Below are 18,655 nucleotides of genomic sequence, written 5' to 3'. Positions count from 1 at the left end.
CTCCTTGGGAACCTCCGTTATTTTAGTCATAGCCGGTGCCTCCCATGTTCTTTCTGGAGAACTAACAACTGGTGGGCTTGCTGCTTGTTCCATCTTGGCTGGCCGAGCGGTAGCGCCACTTAGCGCACTGACTAGTTTGAATATTCGTTATGCTAATATGCAAACCGCCATACAAAGCGTAAATGCGTTATTAAAACTCTCACCTCAAGACCAGAGCATAAGCGCTGCTTTACCATCTTTTTCATCACTACATATGAACAATCTAGCAATAAAGCGCTTCTCAAAAACCTATGTAATTAATGCCAGTATTTCTTCAGGCTCAATCTGTCAAATCACCTGTCCCGATAAGGAAGCAGCTAGCCACTTTCTCACTACAATAGGAGGGGCTAATCAGGAGCATGCCGGTCAGTTCTTGTTAGATACCGACACAACTTCTGCTTTGTCGCGCCAATATTCGAGCTCTTACATAGGGTCTCGTTCTTCAATTCTTCAAGGCTCTATTTTAGACAACTTATGTGGGTATAAGCCCGAGCTTTCTGAACGCGCCTTAGCATACAGTAAGTCACTTGGCTTGTATGACGTGCTAACTCAGCTACCGGATGGTTTCGAAACCAAACTGGGGGATCTTCCGACTATACCGTTAAGCCACAGCAGTATCCGCTTAATCAACATTTGTTTTCAGCTCGCTCGCCCTACCTCCATTATTTGTATTGATTTACCTGAATTGGACTTAGACATAGATACTTGGCCTAAGTTAGCAGAAATCATCCAAACAGAAGCGAACAACGGCCGAACCATATTTCTAGTCAGTTTTAATCACACTTTTACCTCTATATGTGACAACACGATCTTATTGCAGCTTGATGCGAACGCTGAGCAAGGAGAGAACAATGAATAATATTGAAACAGCCTCATTGTTGTCACTCAGAGCACTTGAAGTGAACAGCAACGTCGATGTGTTCGCTCATCAATGGGTAGAAGAAAATGGCCTCGATAACTTAGAAGACTATTTGAGTATGCTCGACCGACTCAATGTGCCTTATCGAATCGTCAATGCACAGCAACAGCTTCATACGAAATCTTATAAAGTGGCAGTTTTGGTCATCGACCAACAACTGATAATCGCTCAACCCAAGGACCAAGTCTTATTCGAAGTCACCAATGACACCCCTTTTTCATCACAAGATTTAAAACAATTCAGCATCGCGATCTTACTAGAGGGCTCACCTCCTGATAAACCCGACCCCAACTGGATGGGCACAAGGTTGGACGCTTACAAAGCGGTGGTCCCGAAAGTTGCGTTAGCGAGTTTGTTTTCTAACTTATTCGCGCTGGCGATTCCTTTCATCACAATGTCTATCTACGATCATGTCATTGGTGGTGATGCAGCCCACGAGCTACAGGGAATTGCAATAGGAGCAGGCATTCTGTTTTTCATGCTTTGGTTGCTTAGAGTGGTACGAAGCCAGACGTTAACCACTGTCGCCAATCGAATAAGTCGCGAAATTTCCGATGCGCTCATTAAAAAACTACTGACCGGAAGTTATAACGTTTGTAAGGCAACCCCTCAACAAAGCCAAATCAATCAATTGAGTTTTGCGGATAGAGTCGCAGGGGTTCTCGCTGGCCCTCTGGGAAACGCGCTATTTGATATCCCATTTGTCCTGCTATTCATCATTGCGATTGCTATATTGGGAGGTTGGTTAGTCATCGTTCCTATTATCGCCCTCGGTCTGTATTACGTGGTCGCTCGCAGTAGTATCAAGAATTCAGCTTTGAAAGCCAACCAATCCACCATTGCAGGAACCAACCGCCAAATGCTCATAGCCGAGCTATCTACCCACCTCGGTTTTATGCGTAGTGGCCAACTACTAGAAGGTTGGTTGTCTCGATTCGATAAAGCAAACCACTTAGCCGCTCAGAATGGCTTCAAACAGACAGTACACCAAGCGAAATACACATCGATTTACTACGCCATAGGCGTGACCTCGACGCTCGCTGTCGTTGGTTTGGGCATCGATTTAATTTTTAACCAAGTGATGTCGGCTGGTGGACTGATCGCAACCATGATGTTGATTTCCCGAGTAACAGGGCCGGCCCAAACCCTCGCTAACAGCGCTTTTAGGCTTCAGCAGCTTAAGCAAACACAAATGACGATCAATCGAACGCTCACTCTAAATTCGGAAGAAGCATATCGATATCAACATCATACTTTGCCAAGTTCACCGCCACGGATTGAACTCGACCAAATTACTCTCCGCTATGCTAAACAGGCTAAACCGGCTCTTAGTGGGGTAAGTGCAGTAATAGAGCCAGGAGAAATCATAGCCATTACAGGGCCCTCTAACAGTGGTAAAACAAGCCTTATCGACACTATCGCAAGTTTCCAACCAGTGCAAAACGGTGTCGTTAATATCAACGGTATTAACTTAAGCCAATACGCGCCATTGCTCTATCGCCATTGGATGTTCTACAAAGCTGCTCATCCTCAAGTGCTCCTGACTAACATCCGTGAATGGTTCTCGGATAAACAAGAGATACAAGATGCAGAAATTATCCATGCTATTGAGCAAGCAGGTGGTAAAGATTGGCTTAACTCATTACCAGCTGGACTTGATACCAAACTCACCGAATTCTGGCCTGCCAGTATGTACGATTTATTGTCACGTTATGAAGCTAGAATGTTGATTGCTGCAAAAGCCCTCGCCATTCATTACCCTCTCTATTTGCTCGATAACCCTCTTCATGACTTGTCACCTAAGTCCGTTGAACTGTTTAAGACCTTCCTTAATAAAAAAAGAGGTCACTCTACAATTCTATTCAGTTCACAAGATCCCGAGTTAATTAAGCTAGCAGACAAAGTTATCGTCTTAAACCAAGGCGCTGTCGCCTACTTTGGTGCCCTGAACGAAGAGAACAATAGTGACAGCACAATGGAGGTCGCTGCCAATGAATAAATCTCAGTATGCTGAAGCAATCGAATCACAACAGACCAAGAAGCTATTGTCTGTAATCACTTATTCAATCGCCTTGTGTGTGATTGCATTTGGTACTTGGTCAGCTGTAACTCAAGTTGATGAAATTGCCAAGGCAAAAGGCACGGTCGTCCCAGAAGGTGAGCGTCAGGTCATTCAAAGTGATATTGGTGGCAAATTGAAAACCATTTCTGTCGCAGAAGGCGATATGGTCGAAGAGGGTCAAGTGTTGGTTGAGTTTGATGCGACCTTCCAAACAACAGCCTTGGAGGAATTGAAAGCTCAACAAGCTTCTCTCAATTTAACGATAGAAAGATTATCTTCACTTATTGACGAGCGCGAGCCTAATTTTGATTTATACCAAAGCCAATATCCAGAACTCGTTGCACAGCAGAGAGCTCAGCGCAGCGCGCAAATTGCTCTTTACTATCAAAAACGGATAGTGCTAGAAAAAGAGGCGGAGCAAATCGCAGAACAATTACGCAGTACAGAAAAAGCCATTCCAGCTTACGAACGCCAGTTAAGCGCGTCAAAACAAGAGCTCAGCATACTTCAAAAAGGACAAAAAAGCGGTAATATTTCAAGACTTCGTGTTCTTGAAATGCAGCAAAAAGTAGCCTCTATTGAACAGCAAATTGAAGAAGCGAGGGGTAAAAAAGCTCTGCTAATCAAACAGGCAGATTCTAATGATGAAAAGATCTCCCAGTTGCTCGCAGAAGCCAAAGTCGAGGTAGCCGATCAGCGCTCGAAAGCTGCCTCTGAACTCTCTGCACTAGAAGCTCGTGTTCGCTCTGGAGAAGCGAAGCTGACTAATACTGTTTTGACGTCACCACTACAAGGTTTAGTTCAAAGTATACCGAGTACAAAAGTTGGTGCTGTAATTCAGCCAGGGGGAACCGTGGTCGAAATCGTGCCAATTGGAGGCACGGCAGACTTTAAAGCTCAGCTATCTCCGAGAGATATAGGTTTTGTTAACGAGGGACAAAGTGCGAGAGTCAAAATTGATGCCTACGACTATAGTCGATTCGGAGCTCTTAAAGGTATCGTAGAGTCCATATCCCCTACAACCAGCAAGGATGAGAAAGGCAATATCTTCTACGAAGTCACCATTGCAGTCGAGAAGCCCTACTTTAGGGACGACCCAGATAGATTTGCGTTGTTACCGGGAATGACCGGTGAAGTGGATATCACCACTGGCGAAAAAACGGTGTTCCAATATCTGTGGAAACCGATATTCACAAATATCAGCCGTGCCTTTGGTGAGCGATAATCTTCTCAATCATTAATATTCGCTAGTTTGACTAACGCCCTTGATGAACAAGGGCGTTTTGTTGTTAGCGAGTCGGATCATCTGGTAACGTCGGATCTTGCATATCTTGATGGTCACTATCGATATCTTGGAAGTGCTCAATATCACTTTGAGCACCATGATGCGCCACATCACTTTGATGTTCGGTCGTAATATCATGCTGCTCCGCGTCATCAAGAACGATATCAAGATCATCAGGCAACGCGCTTTGCTCGATAGGCTGAAGCCCCTCTTGCTGAGTAATGCCTAATTTATCCAGATAGTTTGAAGCATCATGTTGCTGATGATCATCATTACCCGACGTCGCATCGCTAATTCCTAGCGCAGACATTATCGTTAGAGACTCTCCATCCGCTACCGCGTCATCGTCCATCGGCTCATCATTCAGAACCGGAGGTGGAGGCGGCGGTGGGTTGATATGGCTATGTGTGTGTCCTTGAAGGTCTTCAGTCGTAACAGCACTTACCCCTGTTGCTGAGTTGTGGGTTGTCACTTCCGTTGCAAAGTAGTGATGGCTGCCACTTATAGGCTGAGATGAAACCAGCGTAACATGTCCGTTTGTAGGCACGGTGTAACTGCCATCTGGGTTTGCGTGAATCGTATGTCCAGCACTTTGCAAAGTGACATGAGTTTGCAAATGCGTTATCCGGATATCCGTGACAGTTTCATCATGAGAAGACAGGTGAGCTTGGATGCTCACATCACATTCATAATGCCCCTGGCTTTGAACAGGAAAGTTCGCAGGAAGGTGCCCTTTTAGTACAGTGCCATCACCCAGAATGATGTTTTCAATACTTTCTATCTCCATCTCTTCATGCCCATCACTGAGCTTTTCACCATGGTCACGCAAACGTGGTGCGTTTTGGCGATTATAGGCACCAAGGATTAGCGTGTCTGAACCATGCCCCCCTCAATCTCCTTGTCTGTCAAGCTACCGCCGATATAAAGAATGTCATTACCACTCTTCAGCTCGGCTTCTTCTGTTAAGCGCCCTTGCACAATAATAATGTCTGAGCTGCCATGCCCATTTATCTCATGGTGCCCGCTCGCCGTTGTGGCGGACTGCCCTATACGGTGAGCGTAATCTCGGACTGTGGTGGCAGTTATGGTTGGGGTTACATGACGAGCATGCCGAGCATCAACAGACACACTGATTGTCGGTGGCGTGTAAGGCACAGGGTCAGTATGACCATTAATGGTCATAGTAACTTGTTGGCTGGTTTTCCCACCATGCCCATCATCCACCAGCACAGTAAAAGTGTCGTGCAGCACATCACCATCATTTAACGCGTTAACGCGTGAGTTAGCATTGTCGAGATGATATGTCCAAGTATTACTATGACTATCTAGTTGTACCGAACCATAACTCGCGCCATGACTTGGATCTAGGCTCAAACTGAGCGTATCCCCATCGGTATCTTGAGTCGTCAGTTGTCCGGTTGAGGTTAAGTTGCCATCTTCGGTCACCACGTGTCTGCTGGTACTTTGACCTGGTAGCACTTTTTCTGAAACCGTAGGGACGTCATTGGTTCCGGTGACCGTTATCACTATGTCATGCGTGGTGCCATCTTTTGCTTGGACTGTAATGGTTTCTGTATCCGTCTCGCCTTGCTTAAGCTGCTGTACAATGGGGTGCTGGTTGTAAAGGTCGTAGGTCCAATGTCCACTACTATCAATATGCGCATGCCCATATCCTTTACTACCGACAATACCCACACCGCCTTGCACCGCAATAAAACCTTGCGTGCCATCAGGGTCAGCCACATTTAAGACCCCAGCTGTTTGGGTGTGAAGATCCTCTTGAGTTCGACCCGTTGAATCACCTGTGAATACTGCAGGGTCAGGAACTGCGACAATATTAATTAGGTACATTCCAGGCTTAGAGTCAGTATGCCCATCGTTTGCCGTAAATCTAATGCCCCCTAAGCCACTCGTATTAACACTATGGTAGTTCGGTGTTGGGGTATAGATTAATGAAGCCAAATCCGCAGCGGCTACGTCATCACCAACAGAAATTGCCTGCCCGTTGAGTGTCAGTGAACCATGAGCGATGCTGGTAATGGTAATGTGATGCAGTGAATCCCCATCAACATCTGCGTATTTGAAGTCGGCTTTGGTAAAGCTGTGAGGTGTATCTTCCAGTAAACTGGTAAAGCTTGAACCAACCGTCGGCGCATCATTGATCGCGTTCACATCGATGACCATGGATGCACTCACCGAGTCTTGATGGCCATCATTCGCACTGAACTCAAAATGCGCATAATTAGCGCCGCTCTGATTTTGTATTGGTGTGAAGGTTAAATGACCCGCGTCTAGGTCTGCTTTAGAAACTTGTTGATTGGCAGTGACAGCCACACCATTCAAGGTTAACAGACCGTGGGAAGGTAACTGAGTAATCGTGATGTGGTTTAGTGCATCATGATCAGCATCTTGGTAGCCAAACTCTGCTGCGGTGAAAATATGACTTTGGTCTTCATCGCTTGTGACCGTTTGTGGTGTCACCGTTGGTGCATGTTGAGCTGGCGGCTTAACCTCTATGGATAGCGTATTTTGCGAGGAATCATTAACTGGGGTACCGCCATCGTCTCCGACTCGATATACCATGTTGGGTACTTTCCCAGCGAAGCCCGTTTCAGGAGTAAAGATGTAGTGACCATTAGCTTCAATAGCCAGTGTGCCAATTCCCGCTATGGCATGAGGGTGACCTGGAGTGACAGCCACGTAATTCCCCGACACAGGGTCTTGTATCTGAATATCTTGAAGAACAAGGTGGGCATTAGTGTCTGAATCTGTCGCCGCAGCCGCTGCGCCTTGTGAGGTGCCTACACCAGAAATGAGATTACCTTCAATGGGTCCCGTGTTTTGGACGCCAGAGTCCGTGAAACTATGTATCGTTGGTCTATCCGTCGAACCACTAATGGTCACTGAAATCGAATGTTTAGTGCCGTCTATTGAGGTAATCTCGATACTATCAGTTAAGGTCTGGCCGTTATCTAAATCTTGAATGTTTGAATCGCTGTTGTCGGCAGTATAGACCCATGTCCCATCTAGTTTAATCAAGAAGTGACCATAGGTACCATCTTGCGAAATTTGGTTCTGACCTTTAAGATCTAGTGCCGCTTCGCCTTGTCCGTCAACATCAGAGATCACAAGGCTTCCACGACAAAATAGTGCATCTTGAATAGTGGTTGAACCGGCAAATCGAGTGTTGTGTTGCAGGTTGGTATCTTCAACAAGGCTTGCTGAATCGCCAGTAAATGTTGCCGCATCATTAACGGCAGCTAAGTTCATTGTGGCGGACGTCGATACTGAAGCACCATGTTCATCTTTGACGTCATAAGTAAACTGTACCTGTCCGTGATAATTTTTCTCTGGTGTGAAACTGAAGGTTCCATCTAAGTTATCGACTACCTGCCCATGATCAACACTCAAGTTGTGCACACTCAACTGACTGTGGTCATCAACATCACTGGCATTCGCGAGTAAATCCGCCGCGTTCAATGTGACTGGCGTGTCTTCTGTGCCTTGAGATAAGCTCACCGCGGAAGTCACGACTGGAGTGTCGTTAGTACCGTGTACGGTCACCGTAATGGTTTGCTGAGCGGTTCCATCAATCGACTCAACCGTAAAGGTTTTCTGGTAGCTTTGTCCTTCGCCTAAATGTTGTAGCTTGGCATTGTCAATTGTGTACTGCCATCCGCCGCGAACATTGATAGAGAAATGTCCCCCTTCTGGCGTATCAAAACTCTGAGTAACGAACCCCGCTTGACCATGGTCGGGGTCGATAACATGTAAATTTCCACCGCTCCACACTTGATTTGGCGTACTTCCCGGTGAAAGGTTATCTTCATAAGCATGATTATCTAATGACGAATATTGCCCAACGACAATACTTGCTTGATCATCTTCCCCAATGACTTTAACGATGATGTTGAGTTTCTGACCATCACTGGTTCTGACCTGATAAGGGATCTCCATCGATTCCCCTTTATGAAGGCTATCGATCAAATCATCGGCATGTCGATTACGAGCTGATTCCAGTCGGAACTGATAAGAACCATCAGGCCAAACAGTTAGATCTCCTGGAGCATAACCTTGTCCCATATATCGACCGCTAAAGGCAAATTGAGTGTGATCACCCGTGTCGGGATCCGTAAGTTGTAAGTTGCCATGGTAAATCGACGTTTTACTTAATAAGGCTTCAGACTCTGACATTTGGATAACATTGGATGTCAACACTGCTTTGTCATCGGTACCTTCAATCGTTAAAGTTGCCGACTGCGGTGTCTGCCCTCCATGCCCATCATTAACAAGATAGCTTACTACGACTTGCTGGGCTTGACCTACGGCAAGATGCTGAAAAGTTGAGTGTGTTGCATCAACAATCACTGAATGTCCATCTGCACCTAAAACCAAACCGTCAGGCAGACTAGTCGTTGCGGTAGCACCATCGACTGAATATTTGATTTGGGATACAGACAATGCATCCCCTTCTTTGTCTGTTGCGCCAGTTAAAAGATCAACGGAGTGATTATTGGTTGAGTCCTCTTTGATACTATCAGTAATAGGTTGAACGTCAGGGCGGTCGTTGACTGCAGCTAATGTCGTGTTTGCTCCTGTATGTGTAATTCCGCCATGCCTGTCAGCAACATCGTAAGTAAAATGAACGGTGCCGTTGTAATCATGATCTGGATTGAAGGTGAAACTGCCATCCGAATTAGCGGTGATACTACCGTGGTCTGCCGTAAGATTTTGAGCATGCAGCCAACCCCTGTCGTTTGAATCGGCATCTGTAGCGTTGGCGATAAGTTGTGCCTGCGTAATATGTATTGACGAGTCTTCTTTACCAGACGGTAAAGTCACCTCACCACTCACTACGGGCACATCGTTATTACCACGTACAACAACCGATACACTTTGTGAAACCTTACTGCCATCAGTAGACACGGCCTCAATAGTAAAGTGCTCCCAGTATTCGTCTCCGTCACCTAGTTTTGTCGCTTTGCTTTGGTCAACGTCATAATGCCATTGGCCATCGGAACTTAAATGGAACGAACCATACTGACCACTAATGCCACTTGTAGGTGTTGCTGTCCAGCTCACGGAGTCATGAAGGTCAGTATCATGTGCCGTCACGCTACCTGCAACAGAGGCGCCTGTTTGAGCATTCTCTACAACATGACCAAGCTCCGATTTAGAATCAATGACGACCCCATCCTCACTACCACTTACTTTGACGGTAATAGGAAATTCAGTGCCGTCAGTGGCGATTAACTTGATCGATTCGGTAAGTGATTCACCGTGCTTTAACTCTTGAACGTGAACATTAGAGTTGTCGCCAATATAGCTCCATGAATGCTCACCCGCATGCGGCCCACTCACTAAGGTATGAAACTGAAACTTACCAAACGGAGTGGTCACATCTAGGTCACTGCCCAGATTCCACGTATATTGCTGTCCAGCAAATTCAACCGTTACTTGTGTATTCGGGCTGTCCACGTCTGTGATTTGTAACGTTTGCCAGTCGACAGCATCCATGATGTTTACATTGGTCGACATGTGAGTGGCAATATCTTCCGTAGCAGTGCCATGGTCAGCACCTGTAATAGTGGTTTTGTCGTCCACTGCGGCAAGAGTAGTATTTGCTCCCGTGTGTGTTGTTCCTCCGTGAGCATCTACAACATCATAAGTAAAGTGTACCTGTCCGTTGTAATCTTTGGTGGGTGTGAACGTAAAAGTACCGTCTTGATTATCTCTGATAGAGCCATGGTCAACTTGAAGATTGTCCACGTGCAACTTACCCGCATCACTACTATCAACGTCCATACTATTGGCCAACAACTGCGCTTGAGTGATCGTTTGTACCAGATCCTCTTTTCCGGAATTGAGTTGCACCTCTCCAGAAGCAAACGGAGAGTCATTATCACCGTGGATGGTAATAACAACATCATGAGTCGTGCCATCCGCACTTCGGATGGTAATGGTATCGGTCAGGTTTTCGCCTGTATTGAGTTCATCTATTTTGCGACCTACCGCGCTATTGCCTACATCAACGCTATAATACCAATCACCGTCAGGCTGGAGTATTAAACGGCCATACTGACCAAAATACTGATAGGTCGGAGCATTGTTATCAAAGTGTGCCTCGCCAGAATCATGATCAACAATGTCTAATTTTCCTGAGGTATGTATCGAATCATTCCATAAGTGAGAAATAATACCCCTCTGATAATCAGGAGAGCGATCGGCATAGGTTGACTCGTAGACATCTCCACTATCAGCACCAGTAATCTGCGCTGCATCATTGGTGCCTGTTACAGTGATATTGAGATCTTTAGTCGCGCTTGCTCCATGCTCATCCGTGACGGTAACTGGAATGGTGAGAATCTGAGTCTGGCCTTTCGCTAAGTGGTCGTAGCTCGCATTGGTTGGATCAAACGTGTAGCTACCGTCAGCATTGAAAGTTAGCCCATCCACAGACTTGGCAATGGAGTAGACTAATGTCGCACCGTGGTCGATATCACTTCCCTGCATCTGACCATTGAGCAGCGAACCATCTTCATTCACCGTTTGGGTTTGCGCCACAAGAATCGGTGTATCGTTGGTACCTACGATATCGACAGTAATCACATGGGTGTCACCGCCAAGTGTTTGCACCTGATATTGAACGTGCTTCGTTTCACCTTGCGCTAAATGTTGTAGGTTGCCATTCGGGACGCTGTAAATCCAACCTCCCGCTTTGTCTATTGAAAGGCTGCCGCCATATGGATCACTAATCGCGTGAGCATTCAAGGTATGATGGAAGCCACGTTGACCGACGTCCGGATCTATTACATTAAGAACACCACCAGTAAATACTGTGTGTCTTGCGTCACCTTGCACGTGAAGATCTTCTGTCACTGAGCCAGTGCTTTGGCCAGTAATGATTGCTGCATCATCAGTGCCCCTAACGAGTATTTCCACTTTTTGAGTCGCACGGGAACCATCACTGGAGATAGCGACAATGTTAAATGCCTCTGCCTTCCCATCACCACTTCTCAATGAGTCAACTTTTGAAGCATCCAAGTCATAATGCCAATGCCCAGCTGGATCGACGTAAAAGGTACCATAGCTGCCTGCTTGAGATGACGCAGAGCCTGTTAATTCAAAAGAGACATGATCGCCCTTATCGAGATCGTGCGCCTGAAGCATACCAACAACAGTCGTTTTGATATCTTCAACTGCCGTTCCTATAGCCGCTGTTAGCGCATCTGGAGTGTCAATAATGACATGATCGTCTTGACCTTGGATGGTCGCTGTTACTGGAATTCGAGTACCATCTTTTGTGATGAGCACCATAGTGTCCTGAAGCTGCTGCCCGGTCTTCAGTCCTTGTATTTCTGAGCTAGTATTATCGGCAGTGTAGCTCCATTTGTTGTGACCGTCGGTGCTATGTGTCGTTGAGAAATAACCATGGTTTGCAGTCAGGCTCATGCCAAAATCTGCTGGCACTGCATGCTTGATACCATTAACTTCGATAAAAGCGACTTCTGCCTCTGAAGCACTATCCACATCGGTTACATCTAAATTCGTCCAACCAGACCAGAGTTGCCCAGCGGTACCAGATCGCAGATGATCCTCTGTCACCGAACCTGAATCTTGTCCAGCAGCCAGTACACTTGCGTCATTGGCGGATGCAAGATCGAACGACGCACCTGTCGGTGTAGAACCGCCATGGGCATCATGAATGTCGTAACTGAAATGGATTTTACCGTGATAGTTCAGTTCTGGCGTGTAAGTATAGGTTCCATCATGGTTATCGCGGATAGAGCCATGGTCAGCAAGCAAGTTGGTGACCCTCATCAATCCGGCATCGTTACTGTCAACATCAACAGCATTCGCCAGCAAATCAGCCTTGGTGAAGGTTTGGCTGACGTCCTCTTTGCCAGACTGCAAGGTAACTTCTGATGAAACGTAAGGAGCATCATTATCCCCATGTATGGTTATAACAATATCGTGAGTAGTTCCATCTTTGGAATGTACGGTGACCGTATCGGTGAGAGTTTCCCCTTGACCCAACTGGTCGATTGTTGAGCCTACTGTGGTTTTGGTGGAGCCTAAGTGCCAATCGTGAGTACCCGCAGCAACGGCATAGTCCCAATGTCCATCTGGTCGAAGCAGTAGGTGCCCATATTGACCGCTATATGAATACACTTTGCCATTGGGGTCAAACTCACTTTCACCAGAATCAGGATCCACAATCGTCAGTTGACCGCTTGTTGTCAGAGAGTCTTGACCAATAACCCCAATGCCGGGCTGTGCGTAGTCAGGAGACTTATCCTGCCCTGCTTGATTCTCATGTACATCACCAGTATCCACGCCTCCAATAACCGCGGCATCTCCTTTACCTTGGAGGTTTATGGTCAAGTTTTGCGTCGAGCTTGCACCATATTCATCGGTCACCGTCACCGGAATATCTATGATCTTGTGCTCACCGTCTTTGAGCTGTTGATAGCTAGTATGAGAAGGGTCAAACGAGTAGCTGCCATCAGCGTTAAATGTCAGCCCATCAACAGAGTGAGCTATCGAATATGTGAGCGTCGCACCGTGGTCAATATCTCGGCCTTGCATCTGTCCATTAAGACTGCTTCCATCTTCTGTCACTGACTGTGTTTGTGCGCTGAGTGTTGGCGCATCATTAGTGCCGTGTATATTTACTTCAATCGTAAACGTTGTCCCATCTTTAGCTCGAACCACGCATTGATCGGTAAGCACTTCACCTTGACTTAATGACTGAACTTGAGGCTGATGGTCTCGGATCGTATAGGTATAGTGACCATCGCGCATCAACAGAATATGGCCGCCAAGCTTGGTATCATAGCCTATGCCGTTATAGGTTTGCGGGCCGTAGTTAATATCAAATTCCGCTTCCCCTTGATCGGGGTCGACGATGTCGAGTTTACCTTCAAAGTGAAGCTCATCATGGGTATCGATATACCCTCTATCTTCTGTAACTCCCGCTAAATGATGGTCGGTTGATGCGTAGCTTATTTGTGCATTATCTGACACCGGCTTGAGTACCGAGTTCGCTGAGGTGATAACGCTTCCACCATGTCCATCATGGACTTCGTAGTTAAAACGCACTGGTCCGTTATAGTTGAGTTCTGGGGTAAATGTGAACGAACCATTGTGATTATCTGTAATGGTGCCAGCGGAAGAACCGTCTGCCTTGAGTGCAATAAGGTTGGACACTGATAGATGTCCCGCATCATTTGCGTCTACATCCGATGCATTGGCAAGCAAGGCGGCGCTACTGATGATATAAGGCTTGTCTTCATTACCAGGTGGCAATGTCACTGTCGAGGAAACTTCAGGATCATCATTGGTACCATGTACCGTCACAGTAATGACTTTTTGCGCAGAACCATCTTTTGATTCAACGGTAAATTGCTCTTGGAAGCTCTCCCCCTTGCCCAACTGCTGAATCGCAGGCAAGCTGTTGTCAATGTGGTACTGCCACATGCCCGTTTCTGTCACCGTGAAGTGACCTCCGTGGGCCGACACTAATGTTTGAGGCTTCAATTGATCGTCGTCATGGTCAGGGTCAATAGCCTTAACGATACCCGTTGCAAATAGCTCTGAAGGGTATGCCGGAGACGTCATCGAGTCTTCGTGTAAGTGATTGTCTGTCGTACCGTAATTAACAACAATCTGAGCGCTATCTTCTTCACCATGAATGGTCACGGTGACAGGTTTTGTTTGCCCATCGGCGGTCTTCACATTGAAGGTTTCGGTGATACTCTCACCAGGCTTCAATGCTGCCACCGTTTTTTGAGCATTGGCAGTACCGACGTAGTTACCTTGAAGAAAGTACTCGTAGTGCCCATCAGCACGTAGCGCAAGAGAACCCAATCGAGAGCTAGATTGATAGATCATATCGACGAACTGAGGATTGTCGGTAGTATCAATATCCGTTAGTTGAAGAGCTCCTTTGATAGAAGTGCCGTGATAGGTGTGCTCGGCAACAGCTTCACCGATATTTATTGAGCTCGAAACCAGCTGCGCTTTATCGTCGGTACCAACAATTTTTACAGTGACACTTTGAGGCGTTGAAGCTCCGTGACTATCCGTGACTTTGTAACTCAGCTCAAACGTCGCAACCTCACCTTGCGCAAGATGCTGGAATGTAGAACTTGATGGGTCAACCTGCAAATGACCATTAACTATGCCAAAACCGTCAGGAAGCCTCTCTATATGACCATTCACTTTAACTTGAAAAAGGCTACCCACACTTAGCGCGTCACCATCCACATCTTGAGCTTGGGATAATAAGTTGATGTCAAGGTGTTGAGACTGGTCTTCATGGAACTGAGCGGTTATTGGAGTTACTGTCGGCTTATCGTTAGTTCCTTCGATAACAAAGGACAGCTCTTTTTGATCTTGCCCACCCGCAGTATCAGTTACAATGACAATGGTTTTCACAGTCTTTGTGTCGCCAACTGCTAAATGTTGGTACGAGGCATGACTAGGATCGAAGGTATAACTGCCATCTGAGTTGAATGTCAGGCCATCAATTGGGTTTGAAGTGGTGTACGTCAGTAAGTCTTGGTCAACATCAGTGGCTACCATTTGACCATGGAAAACCGCCCCATCTTCTTTAACCGGCTGCGACTGGCTCGTCATTACCGGCAAGTCGTTAACACCATCAATTTCTATCTTTATTTCATGAGTCGTTCCATCGACCGATGCTACAGTAAACGTTTCATGTAGCTCATCACCTCTACCTAATTGTTGAACTGCGGCTTGTAGGTTATTAGCTTCGTAACTCCAATGACCATTCGCATCAATACTCAAACTACCAAATTGACCAACAAGTACTTGTGAAGCAAAGTGTGCTTCACCTAAGTCAGTATCGACAACCGTTAGGTCGCCCTGTGTCTTTATGCTGCCATTTTTGACATGCAAATCTTCTACGACTACACCAGAGTCGACCCCAGAAATGACAGCATTATCATCGCTCCCACCGATAACTATTTGGATATTTTGACTTGTGTGGTCAGCGGTATGGATTGATATTGTTTCAGTCATTTGCTGTTGAGAAGAGAGCTGCTGTATTGCATTGAGGCTGTTATCAACTTGATATTGCCAGTGCCCTTGTTCATCAATAGTTAATGTCCCAAATTGCCCTTTTATGACTTCCGCTAAAGTATGCGATTCACCATGATCAATATCTTGTACTTGAACTTGTCCAGCAACGGTAAGTAAACCAGAGGAGTCAACATTGATGTCTTCTTGAATGTGACCAGAAACTTGACCTATAACACTAGGGATGTCGTTAGTACCCGAGACTTGAATAACGAAGTTTGCATGAGATGTCAGTCCTGCGGAATCAGTCACTGTTACTGGTACTGTCAGTTCTTTAACTTCGCCCTCTTTCAAGCTCTGATAAACGGGATCCGTCGGATCAAAAGTGTAAGTACCATCTGGATTCAGTGTTAAGCCATCCACATGAGTATTTGTAGCAAAACTTATGGTTTCATTGGTGTTTTTGTCTGTCGCAATCAATTGACCATGTACCAGTTGCCCATCTTCTTTGACCTGTAATTGTTGGTTAGAAATTTCAGGCCTGATAAATTGCGGTGCATTCTGATGTGAAAAAGGTTGGTGTAGATAGTCTTGAAAGCCAGTTAAAGTACTGCGTGGCGAAGAAGTTGGTTCTGAGGACTGGTTAACGTTATTGGTAGCCAATAAATGAGAGTTTGTGTAGGCGTGAACTTTATAATGGTGCAATTCCAATCTCGCACTTGACGCAATATGAGCGTCTCTAGCTTCGTTTGTATCAGCGTTTACAAGCTCTGACTCTTGTAAACTTGCACCTATGTGATGGGTATCGGTATCAGAAGACTCACCATGATGCAGTGCTTCTGTGGTTGGATGACTAGTTGGGCGTAACAAGTTTTCATTACCTTGAGCACTTGCATGTCTAGTAGCTAGAGAAGGTAATATCAGAGCTAAAGCAGGAGGTAGACCGACTTGGTATCGCAAGGTACTAAAAAGGCGACGTTTTTTTTCGTTTTTTTGCTGCTTCTTACGGCTAACGGTCTTTTGGGGTAGAGTTTCCTTTATACTCTGGCCGCTTTGGGTCTTCGCTTTATCACTCTTTTTATCCGTCATTCGTCCATTCCTAACTTCTAACTCTTTCATAAAGTTAAGGATATGGATGAAGAATTTGCTAATTATTCTTATCGGTTTTGCTTATTTTTCTATATAGAATCAAAACAAAAGTTTCATTACAAGTTGGTCTAAGTCAGCAAAACAAATCAGGCTAATGTAGACGACAATAAGTACCGCTATCATCAAGTAGTAACAAGCCCGTTTTGTTGCATCACCTAGCTGTCGACTCATTATAAAGAGCATTTCTTACCTCTCTTTGTTACATAGACGCATACATAAAAACAATAATCATTGAAAATGACAGCAGTGTTATTTGGCTTCAATTCAGCAAAGTAAGTTTCGGAAGCAAGTGCACATAAATAGACTAGAATTAGGAATTATCTTTTTCAGGAACGTAAAAAAGACTGTGGTAACAGGTAATTAACCCCACTATTATAAGGAAGTCAGATGTCAGTTAAAGCGCCCACCTCTCGACTAATTGCGATTACAATTAGTGCCTTACTCGCTTCATCCAGTGTACACGCTTCGCAACAAGCGGCGGATGCCTTTGCACCAGAAATGGCAACCGGGACGAGCGACAAACAACTCGTCAAAGCAAAAGACTGGATGGTAACCGCAGCCAACCCTGAAGCGACACAAGCTGGCGCAGAGGTTCTAGCTCGCGGTGGCAACGCTGTTGATGCCATGGTTGCCGTGCAGCTGATGCTAGGTTTAGTCGAGCCACAATCAAGTGGCATTGGCGGCGGCTCATTTCTTGTCTACTGGGATTCGAAAAAGCAGCGGTTAACCACCTATGATGGTAGAGAAACAGCACCATCAGCTGCCAATGGTGACTTATTTCTTGATAAGAACGGAAAACCACTTAAGTTCTATGACGCAGTGGTAGGTGGTCGCTCGGTGGGCACGCCAGGTACAGTCAAACTGCTTTGGGACGTTCATCAGAAATACGGTGCTCTTGATTGGGATGAAGTGGTGTTGCCTATCGCTCAGAAAGCCGAACAAGGTTTTACTATCAGCGAAAGATTGTCGATGCTCATTGAGAATGACGTCGATTTTCTTACTAGACACCCAACAACAGCCGCTTATTTTCTCAATAAGGACGGCACCCCTAAAACACAAGGAACCTTGCTAAAAAACCCTGACTACGCACAAACCTTAAGAACTATTGCAGAAAAAGGCAGTGACGGTTTTTACAAAGGCCCCGTAGCTACAGCGATAGTCAACGCCGTTCAAAAGGAAGCAGCAAGCAATCCAGGCAAACTTTCACTGGCCGACCTTGCTAACTATCAAGTAAAGAATCGACAAGCCGTCTGCGCCCCATATAAGCAATACGATGTTTGCGGCATGGGCCCTCCAAGTAGTGGCGCGCTAACACTGGGACAGATTCTGATGTTAACCGAACCATTCAAATTAAATGAGCTGGGAAGTAATAACCCAACCAGTTGGCAAATTTTAGCAGATGCTTCAAGGCTAGCATTTGCTGACCGCGGTCTATACATGGCCGATAGCGATTTCTTCGATGTACCAGTGAAAGGACTGCTGGATCAAAAGTATATCGCTGAAAGAAGCGCGCTCATCACACCAAACGAAGCGCTGCAAAAAGTATCCGCTGGCTCTCCACCCGCAATAAAAACCGTTCAACTGGCACAAGATCAAGCCATAGAACTTCCGTCTACAACGCACTTCAATATTGTGGACTCGCAAGGCAATGTTATATCCATGACCTCTTCCATTGAAAACGTATTCGGGTCGCGTGTCATGGCAGCTGGATTCTTATTAAATAATGAGCTTACCGACTTTTCATTTGTGGCCAACAAAGATGGTAAACCTGTGGCTAACCGAGTGGAAGCGAATAAACGCCCACGTTCTTCAATGGCACCGACTATCGTCATGCATGACGATAAGCCTTACCTTGCTATCGGATCTCCCGGCGGTAGCAGAATTATTGGCTATGTGGCGCAAAGCATCATTGCACACGTAGATTGGGGAATGGACATTCAACAAGCCATTGACCAACCGCGCATGATTAACCGTTTCGGTGCCATGGATGTTGAAATAAACACGCCTCTGGCGGACTATGCACAGCAATTCGAAGCAATGGGCTATAGCGTTAATAAGAGAGATCTCAACTCTGGTCTGCACGCAATACGAATTACTGAAACAGGTTTAGAAGGTGCCGCTGACCCAAGACGCGAAGGAGTGGCGCTCGGTAAATAGA

General features: G+C 45.9%; 6 protein-coding genes. 4 read left to right on the top strand and 2 right to left on the bottom strand.

Annotation, left to right across the window (positions count from 1 at the left end):
- Window positions 1-4: 4 nt before the first annotated feature.
- From JKJ11_RS07835 to JKJ11_RS07825, 3 genes are read left to right on the top strand one after another with little or no spacing between them, the layout of a single operon-like run.
- On the top strand, window positions 5-898 hold the full coding sequence (locus JKJ11_RS07835) for a hypothetical protein (protein WP_252039029.1): 894 nt from the start codon (window positions 5-7) through the stop codon (window positions 896-898).
- Window positions 891-2,957: an ABC transporter transmembrane domain-containing protein gene (locus JKJ11_RS07830; RefSeq protein ID WP_252039028.1), complete on the top strand. Its 2,067-nt coding sequence runs from the start codon at window positions 891-893 to the stop codon at window positions 2,955-2,957. Before JKJ11_RS07835 ends, JKJ11_RS07830 begins: the two co-directional genes overlap by 8 nt.
- Window positions 2,950-4,245 carry an HlyD family type I secretion periplasmic adaptor subunit gene (locus JKJ11_RS07825; RefSeq protein ID WP_198557776.1) on the top strand — a complete coding sequence of 432 codons (1,296 nt, stop codon included), beginning with the start codon at window positions 2,950-2,952 and terminating at the stop codon, window positions 4,243-4,245. The genes JKJ11_RS07830 and JKJ11_RS07825 overlap by 8 nt, the downstream gene beginning before the upstream one ends.
- A gap of 64 nt (window positions 4,246-4,309) precedes the next feature.
- On the opposite strand, the gene JKJ11_RS07820 is transcribed toward JKJ11_RS07825, so the two are convergent.
- Entirely contained in the window at window positions 4,310-5,134 is an 825-nt protein-coding gene (locus JKJ11_RS07820) for a hypothetical protein (protein ID WP_252039027.1), read from the bottom strand.
- Window positions 5,135-5,169: 35 nt separating this feature from the next.
- Window positions 5,170-16,437, bottom strand: a complete 11,268-nt coding sequence (locus JKJ11_RS07815; protein ID WP_252039026.1) for a VCBS domain-containing protein — start codon at window positions 16,435-16,437, stop codon at window positions 5,170-5,172.
- A gap of 447 nt (window positions 16,438-16,884) precedes the next feature.
- Here JKJ11_RS07815 and ggt point away from each other — a divergent pair, with 447 nt between their 5' ends.
- The gene (gene ggt, locus JKJ11_RS07810) at window positions 16,885-18,654 is read left to right on the top strand and encodes a gamma-glutamyltransferase (RefSeq protein WP_252039025.1); all 1,770 of its coding nucleotides are present in this window, start codon (window positions 16,885-16,887) and stop codon (window positions 18,652-18,654) included.
- Window position 18,655: the final 1 nt, after the last annotated feature.

The organism is Vibrio sp. SCSIO 43133 (assembly GCF_023716845.1).
Lineage (GTDB): Bacteria > Pseudomonadota > Gammaproteobacteria > Enterobacterales > Vibrionaceae > Vibrio > Vibrio mediterranei.
Note: the sequence above shows the minus strand (reverse complement) of the source record. Positions and strands in the feature narration are given on the sequence as shown.